The following is a 14,361-nucleotide window of genomic DNA, read 5'->3' as shown; positions in this document are numbered from 1 at the left end:
TGCCGGAGCCGACCGGGACGGCTGTTTCCGTTTGTTGTCCCAACGGAGACCCAACCCACCCCGATCCAGCCGCCGGCCCGCCCCTACACCCACGTATCCAGCCACATCCGCGCCCGCCAGTCGTCGATCGGGATGGGGGTGCCGGTGAAGATGGGCCAGAAGTAGATGAAGTTCCAGGCGATCAGGAGGGTCAGGACGCCCGCTGCCGTGGCGCCCGCGACGCGGCGGGTGTCGCTGGAGCGGGGTGGGCCGACGAGTGCGCCCAGGAGCATCGCGACGGCCAGGCAGAGGAAGGGAAGGAAGACGATGGCGTAGAAGAAGAAGATCGTGCGTTCCTGGTAGAGGAACCAGGGGACGTAGCCGGCCGCGATGCCGCAGGCGATGGCGCCCGCGCGCCAGTCGCGGCGGAAGAACCACCGCCACAGCACGTACAGCAGCGCGAAGCAGCCCACCCACCACAGCATCGGGGTGCCGATGGCGAGGACCTCCTGGGCGCACTTCTCGCCCGCGTCGACGGGGCAGCCGTCCGCGCCAGGGGCCGGGGACTCGTAGAAGTACGACACCGGGCGGCCCGTGACGATCCAGCTCCACGGGTTGGACTCGTAGGTGTGCGGCGACGACAGGCCGACGTGGAAGTCGTATACCTGGGTCTCGTAGTGCCACAGGCTGCGCCACCAGTCGGGGAAGAGCCAGGACCAGTCGCTGTCGCGTCCGTCCCGGGTCGCCCAGTCGCGGTAGTAGCCGCCGCTGCCGTCGGACGGGGAGAGGATCCAGCCGATCCAGGAGGCGAAGTAGGTGACCACCGCGACCGGCACCGTGGACAGGAAGGCCCAGCCCAGGTCGCGCTTGAGCACCGCCACCCGGGGGCGCCGGGCGCCGGCGACCCGGCGTGCGCCGACGTCCCACAGCACCGCCATCACGCAGAACGCCGCCATGATGTACAGCGCGTTCCACTTGGTGCCGATCGCCAGGCCCAGCATCAGGCCCGCCGCCAGCCGCCAGGGCCGGGGCCCGATCCGGGTGTTCTCGGCGGTCTCCGCGTCGGGCCGGGCCCGCCCGTCGGCGTCCACCGGCAGCGCGGCGGCCAGTTTCGCCCGCGCCCGGTCCCGGTCGATCAGCAGGCAGCCGAACGCCGCCAGCACGAAGAACATCAGCACACCGTCGAGGAGCGCGGTTCGGCTCATCACGAAGTGCAGCCCGTCCACCGCCATCAGCGCGCCCGCGAGACAGCCGAGGAACGTCGAACGGAACAGGCGCCGGCCGATCCGGCACAGCATCAGCACGGACAGCGTGCCCAGCAGCGCGGTCATGAACCGCCAGCCGAACGGGTCGAAGCCGAACATCAGCTCGCCCAGCCCGATGACGTACTTCCCGACCGGCGGATGCACCACGTACGCGGCATCGGTGGGGATCGGGACGTCGCCGCCCGAGTTCAGAATCAGACTGTTGGCGTTCTTGTCCCAGTTGACCTCGAAGCCGCGGTGGACGATCGCCCACGCGTCCTTGGCGTAGTACGTCTCGTCGAATATCACCGCCTTCGGGCTGCCCAGGTTCCAGAACCGCAGCACCCCCGCCAGCAGCGTCACCAGCAGCGGACCGCCCCACGCCGACCAGCGCGTGAGGCGCTTCGCCGGCAGCGGCGGCACCCCCAGCGTCGACCACAGCCGGCCCGAGGGCCGGGTGTACGGCGGGACCAGACGGTCACGGACGTCGCCTCTGGGGTCCGAGGCCCGGTAGCCGAACCGACGCAGCCGCTGCTGCCACGTCTGCCGCTGCTCGAACGGCGACTGCTCCTGACGGGTGTCCGTGGAGGACGCGGTACTGGTCACCGCGCCATCGTAGGGAACAGCGCTGTGTGAGTCCCGCTCATGGGCGGTACGACCCGCATCCATCCGCAACTGGGAGGATGGGCCCGTGACCGGAACCCTCGTACTCGCAGGCACCCCCATCGGCGACATCTCCGACGCGCCGCCCCGGCTCGCCGCGGAACTCACCGGCGCCGACGTGATCGCCGCCGAGGACACGCGCAGGCTGCGGCGGCTGACCCAGGCCCTCGGCGTCACCCCCGGGGGCCGCGTCGTGTCGTACTTCGAGGGCAACGAGTCCGCCCGCACCCCCGAACTGGTCGAGGAGCTGGCGGGAGGCGCGCGCGTCCTGCTGGTGACGGACGCCGGGATGCCGTCCGTGTCCGACCCCGGCTACCGGCTCGTCGCCGCCGCCGTCGAGCGGGACATCAAGGTGACCGCCGTGCCCGGCCCGTCCGCCGTGCTCACCGCGCTCGCCCTGTCCGGACTGCCCGTCGACCGGTTCTGCTTCGAGGGCTTCCTGCCCCGCAAGGCCGGCGAACGGCTCGGCCGGCTGCGCGAGGTGGCCGACGAGCGGCGCACCCTCGTCTACTTCGAGGCCCCGCACCGCCTCGACGACACCCTCGCCGCGATGGCCGAGGTCTTCGGGGCCGAGCGCCGGGCCGCCGTCTGCCGGGAGCTGACCAAGACGTACGAGGAAGTGAAGCGCGGCCCGCTGGCCGGGCTGGCCGCGTGGGCGGCGGAGGGGGTGCGCGGGGAGATCACCGTGGTCGTCGATGGCGCGCCCGAGAAGGGGCCCGAGGAGGTCGACGCCGCCGAGCTGGTGCGCAGGGTGCGGGTGCGGGAGGAGGCGGGGGAGCGGCGCAAGGAGGCGATCGCCGCGGTGGCGGTGGAGGCGGGCGTGCCGAAACGGCAGGTGTTCGACGCGGTGGTCGCCGCCAAGACGGCCGGCGTCCCCGGCTCCGGCGAGCGCCGCTAGCCGTGCCGTGCCGTGCCGTGGCGTGCGGTGCGGTGCGGTGGCGTGCCGTGCGGTGCCGTGCCGCGCGATGCCGTGGCGTGCGGTGCGGTGCGGTGCCGGGCTTCGGGTGGTGGTGGCCGGTCGCGCCCACGCGGCGGCAGCCGCATGACCGGCCGAGCCCCGCGCCCGCGGGGTGCGTGAGCCGGGCGTCGGCCCGGAGATCCGGCGCGCACGGGCCGGCGGCACGGCTTCCGTAGGATCGGGGCATGCCTGCGAACGCCCCCGACAAGAACGCCGCCCCGCCGCTCCCGGAACCCCTGCGGGTGCCGGTCGCGGACTCGCACACCCACCTCGACATGCAGTCCGGCACGGTCGAGGAGGCTCTCGCCAAGGCGGCGTCGGTGGGTGTCACCACGGTGGTGCAGGTCGGCTGCGACCTCAACGGGTCCCGGTGGGCGGCGGACACGGCGGCCGCCCACGACGCCGTCCACGCGACGGTCGCCCTGCACCCCAACGAGGCCCCGCGCATCGTCCACGGCGACCCCGACGGCTGGTCCCGGCAGGGCGCCCGCGCACCCGGCGGTGACGCGGGACTGGACGAGGCGCTCGCCGAGATCGACCGGCTGGCCGCGCTGCCGCACGTCAAGGGCGTCGGCGAGACGGGACTCGACTACTTCCGCACCGGGCCCGAGGGCAAGGAGGCGCAGGAGCGGTCCTTCCGCGCCCACATCGAGATCGCCAAGCGGCACGGCAAGACCCTGGTGATCCACGACCGCGACGCCCATGCCGACGTCCTGCGCGTGCTGAAGGAGGAGGGCGCCCCCGAGCGCACCGTCTTCCACTGCTACTCCGGGGACGCCGAGATGGCGGAGATCTGCGCGGCCGCCGGGTACTACATGTCGTTCGCCGGGAACGTCACCTTCAAGAACGCGCAGGACCTGCGGGACGCGCTCGCCGTGGCCCCGCTGGAACTGGTCCTGGTGGAGACCGACGCGCCGTTCCTCACCCCGGTGCCCTACCGCGGACGGCCGGGCGCCCCGTACCTGGTGCCGGTCACGGTGCGTGCCATGGCCGCCGTACGCGGCATCGACGAGGACACCCTGGCCACGGCCCTCGGGGCGAACACGGCCCGCGCCTTCGGTTACTGACCGGGCGGGCCGTGCCCGTGCCGTGGTCGGCCGCGCGCACGTTCCGTGGTCGTGTCGCCCGGGACGGCGGCCCGCGGCTAGGTTCCGGAGCCCGATCGGGACCCCGTGGCCGGTCCTGGAGCGAGTCGGCGTGAGCAGTACCCCGCGGTTCGAGACGCACGAGGAACATCTGCCGGACCGGGACGTACGGCGGGCTCTACCAGCTCGAAACCCCGACCTGGCGGGGCCTCGCCGGCGGCGGACGGCCCCAGGACTTGCCGCCGGCGGAGCAGACGTACCGCGCGAAGAAGCTGTACGTCCGCAGCGGCGCGGGCGCCTGGCCGCACCGCGGCCGGCTGCTGCGGGGGTGACCTGGGGCCCCTCGCCCGCCCCGTACCCTTGTCCCGTGACCAGCCCCACCCCCGACGCCCTCCTCGGCCCCGCCGACGTCCGCGAACTGGCGGCCGCCCTCGGCGTGCGGCCCACCAAGCAGCGCGGCCAGAACTTCGTCATCGACGCCAACACGGTGCGCCGCATCGTCCGCACCGCAGGGGTCCGCCCCGACGACGTGGTCGTCGAGGTGGGCCCCGGGCTCGGCTCGCTGACGCTCGCGCTGCTGGAGGCCGCCGACCGGGTCACCGCCGTGGAGATCGACGACGTCCTCGCCGCCGCGCTGCCCGCGACCGTCGCCGCCCGCATGCCCGAGCGCGCCGAGCGGTTCGCGCTGGTGCACTCCGACGCGATGCACGTCACCGAGCTGCCGGGACCCGCCCCGACCGCGCTGGTCGCGAACCTCCCCTACAACGTGGCCGTCCCGGTGCTGCTGCACATGCTGGAGCACTTCCCCTCCATCGAACGCACCCTCGTCATGGTCCAGGCGGAGGTCGCCGACCGGCTCGCCGCCGCACCCGGCTCGAAGGTGTACGGCGTCCCCTCCGTCAAGGCCAACTGGTACGCGGAGGTCAAGCGGGCCGGCGCCATCGGCCGGAACGTGTTCTGGCCCGCGCCGAACGTCGACAGCGGGCTGGTGTCGCTGGTGCGCCGCGCGGAGCCGCTGAAGACCGGCGCCTCCCGGCGCGAGGTGTTCGCCGTCGTCGACGCGGCCTTCGCGCAGCGCCGCAAGACCCTGCGGGCGGCGCTCGCCGGCTGGGCCGGTTCGGCCGCCGCCGCGGAGGCCGCGCTGGTCGCGGCGGGGGTGTCGCCGCAGGCCCGCGGTGAGTCCCTGACCGTCGAGGAGTTCGCGCGCATCGCCGAGAACGCCCGGAACGCCGAGAACGCCGAGCACGCCGAGAACAAGGAGCCGGGTCAGCCGTGAGCGTCACCGTCCGCGTCCCCGCCAAGGTCAACGTCCAGCTCGCGGTCGGCGCCGCCCGCCCCGACGGCTTCCACGACCTGGCCAACGTCTTCCTCGCGGTCGGCCTGTACGACGAGGTCACCGCCACGCCGTCGCCGGACGGACTCCGGATCACCTGCGCGGGCCCGGACGCCGGGCAGGTCCCGCTGGACCGTACGAACCTGGCCGCCCGCGCCGCCGTGGCGCTCGCCGGCCGGTACGGCCGGGACGCGGACGTCCACCTCCACATCGCCAAGGACATCCCCGTCGCCGGCGGCATGGCGGGCGGCAGCGCGGACGGCGCGGCCGCGCTGCTGGCCTGCGACGCGCTGTGGGGCACGGGCGCCTCGCGCGGGGAACTCCTCGACATCTGCGCCGAGCTGGGCAGCGACGTGCCGTTCAGCCTGGTGGGAGGGGCCGCGCTCGGTACCGGGCGGGGCGAGCGGCTGACGGAGCTGGAGGTGGGCGGCACCTTCCACTGGGTGTTCGCGATGGCCTCGCGGGGGCTGTCCACACCGGCGGTGTTCCGGGAGTTCGACCGGCTGGCGGAGGGGCGGGACATCGCGGAGCCCGTGGCCTCGCGGGACCTGCTCGACGCGCTCGTCAAGGGCGATGCGGACGGGCTCGCCGCCACCGTCTCCAACGACCTCCAGCCGGCGGCGCTCTCCCTGTTCCCCGAACTGGCGGACACGCTGGCCGCGGGGCGGGCGGCGGGGGCCCTGGCCGCTCTGGTGTCGGGGTCGGGACCGACGACGGCGTTCCTGGCGCGGGACGCGGAGGCGGCGGAGGGGATCGCGGGGGCGCTGCGGGTATCGGGAAGCTGCCGCACGGTGCGTACGGCGGCAGGGCCGGTGCCGGGGGCGACGGTGGTGTGAGACCTTGGTTCAGAGCGCGTCGATGGCCGTCAGATCGATGTCGATGGCGTAGGGCTTCTCGACCATGATCCGGTCACGGTGCATACCCATGTGTACGTAGGACTGGGTCATGGGATCGAGTTCGTAGACGTGGATGACGGGCCTTCCGGTGGATCCGTTCTCCTCGACGCGCCAGAAGTTCGGAATTCCGGCCTTGGCGTATTTCTGCGGTTTGGTCGTGCGGTCGCGGGACTCCGAGTCGGGGGAGACGACCTCGATGGCGAGGCGGATGTCCTCGGCCTGATAGCTCGTCTGTCCCGGACCGGTGATCGAATCCGCCTGGAGCACGCTCACATCGGGCTCGGGTCCGTTGCGCTTGTCGAGGACGACGGTCATCTCCCGGCTGACTTTGAATTCGCCGGGCAGACTGCTGCGCAGGCCGTTGACGAGCAAGTCGATCACGTTGCCGTGGAAACGGCGCTGTGGACTCACGAAAACCAGACTCCCGTCGATCAACTCGGTGTGCGGCGGGAGATCCGGCAGCGTGAACAGGTCATCCACGGTGTAGCCGTCCAGCGGCGGCACCGGCCACTGGACACGGTGCTCTACGGACTCGGCGGTCATGGTTCCTCCCATGGACGGGATCCTGCTGCCTGCCCTCTACGGTAGCCGTCGGTTTCCGATCACGTCATCACAACGAGTGACGAACTGCTCGCGCGTCGACCACTCTCCGCCAGGCCCTACGCTTGAAAGCTGATCGATCCACCGGGCAGGAGAAAAATGGCCGTCAACCTGGTCAATGTCGAGAACGTCAGCAAGGTGTACGGCACGCGCGCGCTGCTCGACGGGATCTCCCTCGGTGTCTCCGAGGGGGACCGGATCGGAGTGGTGGGCCGCAACGGCGACGGCAAGACCACGCTCATCCGGATGCTGGCCCGGCTGGAGGAGGCGGACACCGGGCGGGTGACGCACTCCGGCGGGCTCAGGCTCGGGGTGCTCACCCAGCACGACTCCCTCGACCCGCAGGCGACCGTCCGGCACGAGGTCATCGGGGACATGGCAGACCACGAGTGGGCGGGGAACGCCAAGGTCAGGGACGTACTGACCGGGCTGTTCGGCGGACTGGACCTGCCCGGGTTCCCCAAGGGCCTGGACACGGTCATCGGACCGCTGTCCGGCGGTGAGCGGCGGCGGATCGCGCTCGCCAAGCTGCTCATCGAGGAACAGGACCTGATCGTCCTCGACGAGCCGACCAACCACCTCGACGTCGAGGGCATCTCCTGGCTTGCCCGGCACCTGCGCGAGCGCCGGTCCGCGCTCGTCTGCGTCACCCACGACCGCTGGTTCCTCGACCAGGTCTGCACCCGCATGTGGGACGTGCAGCGCGGTGACGTCTACGAGTACGAGGGCGGTTACTCCGACTACGTCTTCGCCCGCGCCGAGCGCGAGCGGATCGCCGCCACCGAGGAGGTCAAGCGGCAGAACCTGGTCCGCAAGGAACTGGCCTGGCTGCGGCGCGGCGCCCCCGCGCGGACGTCCAAGCCGCGCTTCCGGGTGGAGGCCGCCAACGAGCTGATCAAGGACGTGCCGCCGCCCCGCGACAGCAGCGAGCTGATGAAGTTCGCCTCCACACGGCTCGGCAAGACCGTGTTCGACCTGGAGGACGTCACCGTCCAGGCGGGGCCCAAGGTGCTGCTCCGGCACGTCACCTGGCAGCTCGGTCCCGGCGACCGGATCGGCCTGGTCGGGGTCAACGGCGCCGGGAAGACGTCCCTGCTGCGGGCGCTGGCCCAGGCCGCGCGCAGCGAGGGCGAGGTGCAGCCCGCGGGCGGCAGCATCCGCGTCGGCAAGACCGTCAAACTCGCCTACCTGTCCCAGGAGGTCGCCGAACTCGACCCCACCTGGCGGGTGCTCCAGGCCGTCCAGGCGGTGCGCGAGCGCGTCGACCTCGGCAAGGGGCGCGAGATGACCGCCGGGCAGCTGTGCGAGACCTTCGGGTTCAACAAGGACAAGCAGTGGACGCCGGTGGGCGACCTCTCCGGCGGTGAGCGGCGGCGGCTGCAGCTGCTGCGGCTGCTGATGGACGAGCCCAACGTCCTGTTCCTCGACGAGCCCACCAACGACCTCGACATCGAGACCCTCACCCAGCTCGAGGACGTCCTCGACGGCTGGCCCGGCTCGATGGTCGTCATCTCCCACGACCGGTTCTTCCTCGAGCGCACCACCGACCGCGTGTTCGCCCTCCTCGGCGACAGCACCCTGCGGATGCTGCCGCGCGGCATCGACGAGTACCTGGAGCGGCGCAAGCGGATGGAGGAGGCCACCGCAGCCGGCGCGGCCGCCGCCGCCGCTGCCCAGGCCCCGGCGGCCCAGGGCTCCGCGCCGGAGAGGAGCGCCGCCGACCAGCGCGCCGCCAAGAAGGAACTGCAGAAGATCGAGCGCCGGCTCGACAAGATCTCCGAGAAGGAGACCGGGCTGCACGCCGCCATCGCGGAAAACGCCACCGACTTCGCGAAAGTGGCGGAACTGGACGCCGAGTTGCGGGAGCTGTCCGGTGAGCGGGACGAACTGGAGCTGCGCTGGCTGGAATTGGCGGAGGACGCCTGAGCCGGGCGATGAGGGTAGGCGCGCGGGTCGCGTGAAGGGGGCGTGAAGGCGCGTAACGGAGGTATCACGGGCCGGTCCTCCCTTGGGAACAGGGGCGGACACGGCCCGGTGATGTGTCGGTGCCGGGTGATACAAAGGGCCGGTCTGAGAAACGTCTGAAGACGGCTCTGGGTCCACCACACCTCAGGGCGTGGCTAAAAGTCAGTGAGCAAGGGGGAACGCGCTGATGTCTCAGCCGCCCGACCAGTCGCCCCAGGGCGGTTTCGGCCCGCCCCAGGACCCGCCGCCCGGCGGTGGGTTCGGGGCTCCGCAGACGCCACCGCCGCCCCCGCCCGGCGCGCCGCAGCCCGGATACGGCTACCCGCACCAGCCTCCGGCGCAGCCGGGCCCCTACGCGCCCGGCCCCTACACCTCCGGCCCCTACGGGCAGCCGCCGCAGCCGGGTCCGTACGGACAGCCCGGATACGGCTACCCGCAGCCGCAGTTCCCCGGGTCTCCCGGCACCCCGCCCGGCGGCTCGCGCAACCCCTTCAAGGGCAGGACCGCCCTCGTCGTCGGTGCCGCGGCGGCCGCGCTGCTCGTGATCGGCGGCACCGTGTACGCCGTCTCCGGGGACGACGGCGGGAAGGACAAGAAGCCCGTCTCCCAGCCGACCGACGACCCCGAGCCGGGCGAGTCCGGCGGCGCCCCGGTCAACCCGGGCGACGGCAGCGGCGACGGCGGCGAGGACGCCGAGGACCTCAACGAAGGCCGCAAGGCGGGCGAGTCCAAGGTGCTCTGGTACAAGGAGGCACCCGACGCCCCCGGCAACGGCGCCGACGCCCCCGGCATGTGGATCACCGGCAAGACCGCGGTGAAGGCCGCCTACAAGGAGCTCTTCGCGTACAACGTCGCCGACGGCAAGCCCGCCTGGGAGACCATCGCCTTCCCGCAGGAGATCTGCTCGGTCACCACGCAGAAGACGGCCGACGACAAGGTCGTCGTCGCCTACAAGAGCGGCAAGAGCGACCGCGCCAAGTGCAACCAGCTCCAGCTGGTCGACCTCGACACCGGTCAGAAGGGCTGGCAGGCCGAGGTCGCCGACGGCGACCTGTTCGACTCCGCGCTCTCCATCGAGCTGTCCCTCGCCGGCAACACGCTGATGGTGGGCCGCTCGCAGTCCGGCACGGCGTACGACGTGACCAGCGGCAAGAAGCTGTTCGACGCCAAGAAGTACGGCGACGCCCCCTGCTTCCCCTCCGGCTTCGCGGGCGGCCGGCGGCTGATCCAGGTCGCCTCCTGCGGCGTCGGCGGCGACAACGCGCACGACGAGGTCCGCGAGCTCGACCCGAGGACCGGCAAGGTCAAGTGGACCTACGCGTACGAGAAGGGCTGGAGGGTCGAGCGGGCCTTCTCCGTCGACCCGCTCGTCGTCTACGCGACCAAGGAGGAGGACGGCGACAAGAAGGCCTGGAACATCGCCGCCTTCACCGCCGCCGGCACGCTGCGCTCGCAGGTCTCGGTCGACGAGAAGTTCGACCCCGGCTGCGGCTGGGCCGTCCTCGCCCGTGACCTCCAGGGCTGCCGGAGCGTCGTCGTCGACGGCGACACCCTCTACCTGCCCACCGAGGCCACCACCGGAGCCAACGAGATCGTCGCGATCTCCCTCGCCGACGGCAAGGAGCGGTGGCGCGAATCCTCCCCGGCCAAGGACTCGATGGTGCCGATGAAGGTCGAGGGCGGCAAGCTCATCGCCTACGTCGAGCCCTCGTACAGCGCGGGCGGCCAGATCGTGGCCCTCCCCGTCACCGGCGGCAGCCACAAGCCGGCCAAGCTGATGCAGAACCCGCAGGGTGTCGCCGACATCGAGAACGGCTTCTACAGCAAGGACATCGACTGGGCCGGCGGGCGCTTCTACCTCTCCACCACCCGGCTGACCGGGAATGACGACACGAAGGAGAAGTTGATGCTCGCCTACGGCAAGTGAGAGCCGCACGCGTCACCTTCCCGCCGCCCGCCGTCCCCTTCTCCTTCCCCTTCTTCGAGGTACTCACGTCATGACCCAGCCGCCCAACCAGCCCCCGCAGCAGCCCGGGTTCGGGCCGCCGCAGGAGCCGCCGCAGCCGCCGGCACAGCCTGCGCAGCCGCCCGCACAGCCGCCGGCACAGCCTCCGCAGGAGCCTGCCGACCAGCCTCCGCCGCAGGCGCCCGGGCAGGCGTCGCCCTCGCAGCCTGCCGCGCAGCCGCCCGCGGGAGGGCCCGATCTGAGCAAGGCCCCGCAGCCCGGATACGGATATCCGCAGGCGCCGGGGACTCCTCCGCCGTCCGCGCCCCCGGCGGCCCCCCAGGGGCCCGGGTACGGATACCCGCAGCAGCCGCCGGCCGCCGGATACGGGTACCCGGGGCAGCAGGCCGGGCCGTACGGGCAGCAGCCGGGGGCCTACGGGCACCCGCAGCCCGGTGCCTACGGGCAGCCGGGATACGGGCAGCAGGCGTACGGGCAGCAGGCGTACGGGTATCCGCAGCCGCCGACCATGCCCATGCAGCCGCAGCCGCCGCAGGGGGGCGGGCGGAAGGTCAACGCGCAGCTGGCCATCATCGTCTCCGCGGTCGTCGCCATCGCGCTGATCGTCGGCGGCGGGGTCTGGTACGCCTCGTCCGGCAAGGACGACGACAAGAAGACCACCGCGAACGGCGGCGACGGCAAGGAAGAGAAGAACGGCGAGGGCGGGGGCGGTTCCGGCGGCTCCTCCTCCGGAGGCGCGGCCAAGGAGAAGGCCCCGGCCGACACCAGCTCCAAGGTGCTGTTCCAGGTGCCCGCGCCGAAGACCCCCGCGGGCGTCTCGACCGTCACCACGTCCGGCTCCTGGCTGACCGACACGGTGTACGCCAAGAGCGGTATCGCCGAGGTCGTCGGCTACGACCGCGCCAAGGGCACCGAGAAGTGGACGCTCGCCCTTCCCGGACCGGTGTGCAGCGCGACCGCCCACGTCACCGAGGACAACAAGACGGCGATCGTCCACAAGGCGCAGATGCCGACCAAGGAGAACCCGCAGTCCTGCACCCAGGTCACGCTGATCGACCTGGAGGCGGGCAAGCAGCTCTGGTCCAAGAACGCGAAGTCCGGCACGATGCCGATCAACTTCAACAACGTCACCCTCAGCGGTCCCACCGTCGCCGCCGGCAGCACCAGCGGCGGCGCCGCCTGGGACATCGCCACCGGCAAGCAGCTGTGGGCGCCCAAGACGTCCGACGCCTGCTTCGACTCGGGGTACGGCGGCGGGGCGAAGCTGGTCGCGGTCCGCAAGTGCGGCTCCTACGACCAGCGGCAGCTGCACATCCAGACCGTCGAGGCGAAGACGGGCAACGTCATCAGCGAGTACAAGATGGACGAGGGCATCGACTACGCCGCCGTCGTGTCCACCGACCCGCTGGTCGTGGCCGCCGACGTCGGTGACTCCGCCGGTGACGGCAGCGGCATCTCGGACTTCTTCTCCATCGACAACAAGACCGGCAAGCTCCGGACGCGTATCTCCGCCCCCGGCGAGGACTTCGCGGCACGCTGCGACGCCATCTACAGGCTGGAGGACTGCACCGCGCTGACGGTCGGCAACGACAGGCTCTACATCGCCACCGAGGAGCACGAGGGCGGCGGGGAGTCGTACGTCCAGACGAACGAGGTCGTGGCCTTCGACCTGGCGACCGGCAAGCAGACCGGTCAGCGGGCCGACGCGGGTGACGGCTACGACCTCGTGCCGCTGCGGATGGACGGCGGCAACGTGATCGCCTACAAGCGTCCCCCCTACGACAAGGGCGGGCAGATCGTCAGCATCGACGGGGGCACCTTCAAGCAGACGGTGCTGATGGAGAACCCGGCGACGGACGCCGTGCGCAGTGTCGAGACGCGGATGTCGCCGACGTCCGCGGAGATCCTCTACTCGCAGGGGGGCCTGTACATGTCCAAGGTGTTCGCCAGTGACTTCACGACGAAGGACAAGGAGTACCTGGTGATCGCGTTCGGAACGGGCTGACCGCCCCGCCTGTCCGGTCCTGTGTGATCGTGCGGCCCCGTCCCTGTCCAGGGGCGGGGCCGCACGCGTACCGCTCATCACACGCCCGTCGCCGGCGAACACGGGATTTTCGGTGATCCGGGGCGATTCTCGCCGGTAGGGGGAGCGCGACGTCGAACAAGCGTGTAGCTTCCGGGGGCATCCGGGGCTCCGGGGGGCGCTGTCGTGGGGGGTTGGTAGTTCGATGGGTGTGCGGTTGATGGTGGTCGACGACCACCGGCTGCTCGCCGAGGCGTTGGCCTCGGCGCTGAAGCTGCGGGGGCACCGGGTGCTGGCCGCGGCGGCGCCGGCGGCGGGGGCGGCGGATCTGGTGATCAGCCGGGCGCCGGAGGTGTGCCTGCTGGGGACGGCGGCGCCGGCCGAACCGGGGACGTTCGATCCGGTGGTGAAGATCAAGCGGGAGCGGCCGGCGGTGGCGGTGGTCGTGCTGGGGCCGGTGCCCTCGCCCCGGGGGATCGCGGCGGCGTTCGCCGCGGGGGCGTCGGGATACGTGCGGCACGACGAGCGGATCGAGGGCGTCGAGCGGGCGATCATGAAGGCGCGGGCGGGGGAGGCGGCGGTGGCGCCGCAGTTGTTGCAGGGGGCGTTCGGCGAGCTGCTGAACCCCGCGGCGCAGCCGGACGACGAGGGTGCGCGGTTGCTGCGGATGCTGACGCCCCGGGAGGTGGAGGTGCTGGTGCGGGTGGCGGACGGGGAGGACACCCGGCTGATCGCGGCGGGGATGGGCATCGCACCGTCCACCGCGCGTACGCATGTGCAGCGGGTGCTGATGAAACTGGGCGTGGGCTCGCGTCTGGAGGCGGCGGCGCTGGCCGCGCGGACGGGGCTGCTGGACCGGGTGGCTCCGCCGGTCTGACGGCTCCGGCCGTCGGTCGTATGCCTGCGGCGCCGCTGTCCCTCCGGTGGGGGTGCGCCGAGCGCCCACGGTGGGTGGGTGGTGCGGGGCCGCGTCGGCGGTGTCCGTCCTCGGACTGGCGCGGGAGTGCCTGTGGGTGGGGCCGGCCGGTGCGGACGCGCCGGCCACTGCGGGCGGCCACCCCCGCCCCGTCCCCTCCCCGCCGCACGCGACCACACCCCCACCCGCCGTCGCTCGTCCGCGGGCAGTCGCCCCTCCACCCTGCCGCCTCCGCTCTCCGCTCTCCGCGGGCAGTCGTGCCGCTGGGGCGGTGGGGGAGGGCGGGCGCGACGGCACCCCGCAGGCGCCGGGCTGCGCCAACACCCCCGGCCCACAGCAACGCCGGGCACCAGCGCAGGGTGGGGCTGCGGAGCCCCACCCTGCGCCGCGCCCGCGCCGTGTCCCCTCACTCCCCGCCGGTTTCCTCCCTCTCGTCCGGCAGGGCAGCCGGCGGTGGTGGGGCGGTGGGCCGGAGCCACAGCCACAGCAGGAACAGCAGGCCGAGGATCAGCATCCCCAGCCCCGTCCAGAGGTTGATGTTGACGCCCTCGGCCTTGTCGATGTCCGCGTCGGACGCGGTGAATCCGGCGATCATCACGATGACGCCGTACAGCACGAACAGCCCGCCGATGATCCGACGGATGTCGAAGAGCCGGGCCGCCGTGGTCGACTTGGTCTCCAGCTCGGTGATCTCCCGCTGCAGATCACGCTCGGAGTAGTGCTCGGACATGGT

General features: G+C 72.3%; 11 protein-coding genes and 1 pseudogene. 9 read left to right on the top strand and 3 right to left on the bottom strand.

Annotation, left to right across the window (positions count from 1 at the left end; all coding sequences use genetic code 11):
- Positions 1-83: 83 nt before the first annotated feature.
- Positions 84-1,829, bottom strand: a complete 1,746-nt coding sequence (locus ACZ6A9_RS27295) for a dolichyl-phosphate-mannose--protein mannosyltransferase (RefSeq protein WP_468990312.1) — start codon at positions 1,827-1,829, stop codon at positions 84-86.
- An 85-nt stretch (positions 1,830-1,914) separates the two neighbouring features.
- Between ACZ6A9_RS27295 and rsmI the strand changes: the two genes are divergently transcribed.
- The 5 genes and pseudogenes from rsmI to ACZ6A9_RS27270 all read left to right on the top strand — a co-directional run bounded on the left by rsmI (position 1,915) and on the right by ACZ6A9_RS27270 (position 6,098).
- Positions 1,915-2,784 (top strand): 16S rRNA (cytidine(1402)-2'-O)-methyltransferase, encoded by an 870-nt coding sequence (gene rsmI, locus ACZ6A9_RS27290; protein WP_468990309.1) that lies wholly within the window; start codon positions 1,915-1,917, stop codon positions 2,782-2,784.
- A gap of 245 nt (positions 2,785-3,029) precedes the next feature.
- On the top strand, positions 3,030-3,911 hold the full coding sequence (locus ACZ6A9_RS27285) for a TatD family hydrolase (protein ID WP_468990306.1): 882 nt from the start codon (positions 3,030-3,032) through the stop codon (positions 3,909-3,911).
- Between the two features lie 176 nt (positions 3,912-4,087).
- Positions 4,088-4,261 (top strand): annotated as a pseudogene (locus ACZ6A9_RS27280) (transglycosylase family protein); the annotation flags it as partial.
- Positions 4,262-4,296: 35 nt separating this feature from the next.
- The gene (gene rsmA, locus ACZ6A9_RS27275; RefSeq protein WP_468990303.1) at positions 4,297-5,205 is read left to right on the top strand and encodes a 16S rRNA (adenine(1518)-N(6)/adenine(1519)-N(6))-dimethyltransferase RsmA; all 909 of its coding nucleotides are present in this window, start codon (positions 4,297-4,299) and stop codon (positions 5,203-5,205) included.
- Positions 5,202-6,098, top strand: a complete 897-nt coding sequence (locus ACZ6A9_RS27270) for a 4-(cytidine 5'-diphospho)-2-C-methyl-D-erythritol kinase (RefSeq protein WP_468990299.1) — start codon at positions 5,202-5,204, stop codon at positions 6,096-6,098. The genes rsmA and ACZ6A9_RS27270 overlap by 4 nt, the downstream gene beginning before the upstream one ends.
- Before the next feature lie 9 nt (positions 6,099-6,107).
- Here ACZ6A9_RS27270 and ACZ6A9_RS27265 read toward each other — a convergent pair whose 3' ends face one another.
- Complete coding sequence (locus ACZ6A9_RS27265) at positions 6,108-6,701, bottom strand: Uma2 family endonuclease (protein ID WP_468990297.1); 594 nt, start codon at positions 6,699-6,701, stop codon at positions 6,108-6,110.
- 156 nt (positions 6,702-6,857) lie between these two features.
- On the opposite strand from ACZ6A9_RS27265, the gene ACZ6A9_RS27260 reads away from it, so the two are divergent.
- The 4 genes from ACZ6A9_RS27260 (at position 6,858) to ACZ6A9_RS27245 (ending at position 13,589) form a co-directional block, all read left to right on the top strand.
- Entirely contained in the window at positions 6,858-8,684 is a 1,827-nt protein-coding gene (locus ACZ6A9_RS27260) for an ABC-F family ATP-binding cassette domain-containing protein (protein ID WP_468990294.1), read from the top strand.
- 226 nt (positions 8,685-8,910) lie between these two features.
- The gene (locus ACZ6A9_RS27255) at positions 8,911-10,650 is read left to right on the top strand and encodes an outer membrane protein assembly factor BamB family protein (RefSeq protein ID WP_468990291.1); all 1,740 of its coding nucleotides are present in this window, start codon (positions 8,911-8,913) and stop codon (positions 10,648-10,650) included.
- Between the two features lie 70 nt (positions 10,651-10,720).
- The gene (locus ACZ6A9_RS27250) at positions 10,721-12,694 is read left to right on the top strand and encodes an outer membrane protein assembly factor BamB family protein (protein ID WP_468990288.1); all 1,974 of its coding nucleotides are present in this window, start codon (positions 10,721-10,723) and stop codon (positions 12,692-12,694) included.
- Positions 12,695-12,917: 223 nt separating this feature from the next.
- Complete coding sequence (locus ACZ6A9_RS27245) at positions 12,918-13,589, top strand: helix-turn-helix transcriptional regulator (protein ID WP_468990283.1); 672 nt, start codon at positions 12,918-12,920, stop codon at positions 13,587-13,589.
- A gap of 445 nt (positions 13,590-14,034) precedes the next feature.
- On the opposite strand, the gene ACZ6A9_RS27240 is transcribed toward ACZ6A9_RS27245, so the two are convergent.
- Positions 14,035-14,358 carry a hypothetical protein gene (locus ACZ6A9_RS27240; RefSeq protein WP_468990281.1) on the bottom strand — a complete coding sequence of 108 codons (324 nt, stop codon included), beginning with the start codon at positions 14,356-14,358 and terminating at the stop codon, positions 14,035-14,037.
- Positions 14,359-14,361: the final 3 nt, after the last annotated feature.

This window comes from Streptomyces sp. NPDC041124, from assembly GCF_055592385.1.
The sequence above is the reverse complement of the archived record's forward strand: the minus strand, read 5'-3'. Positions and strand labels throughout refer to the sequence as shown.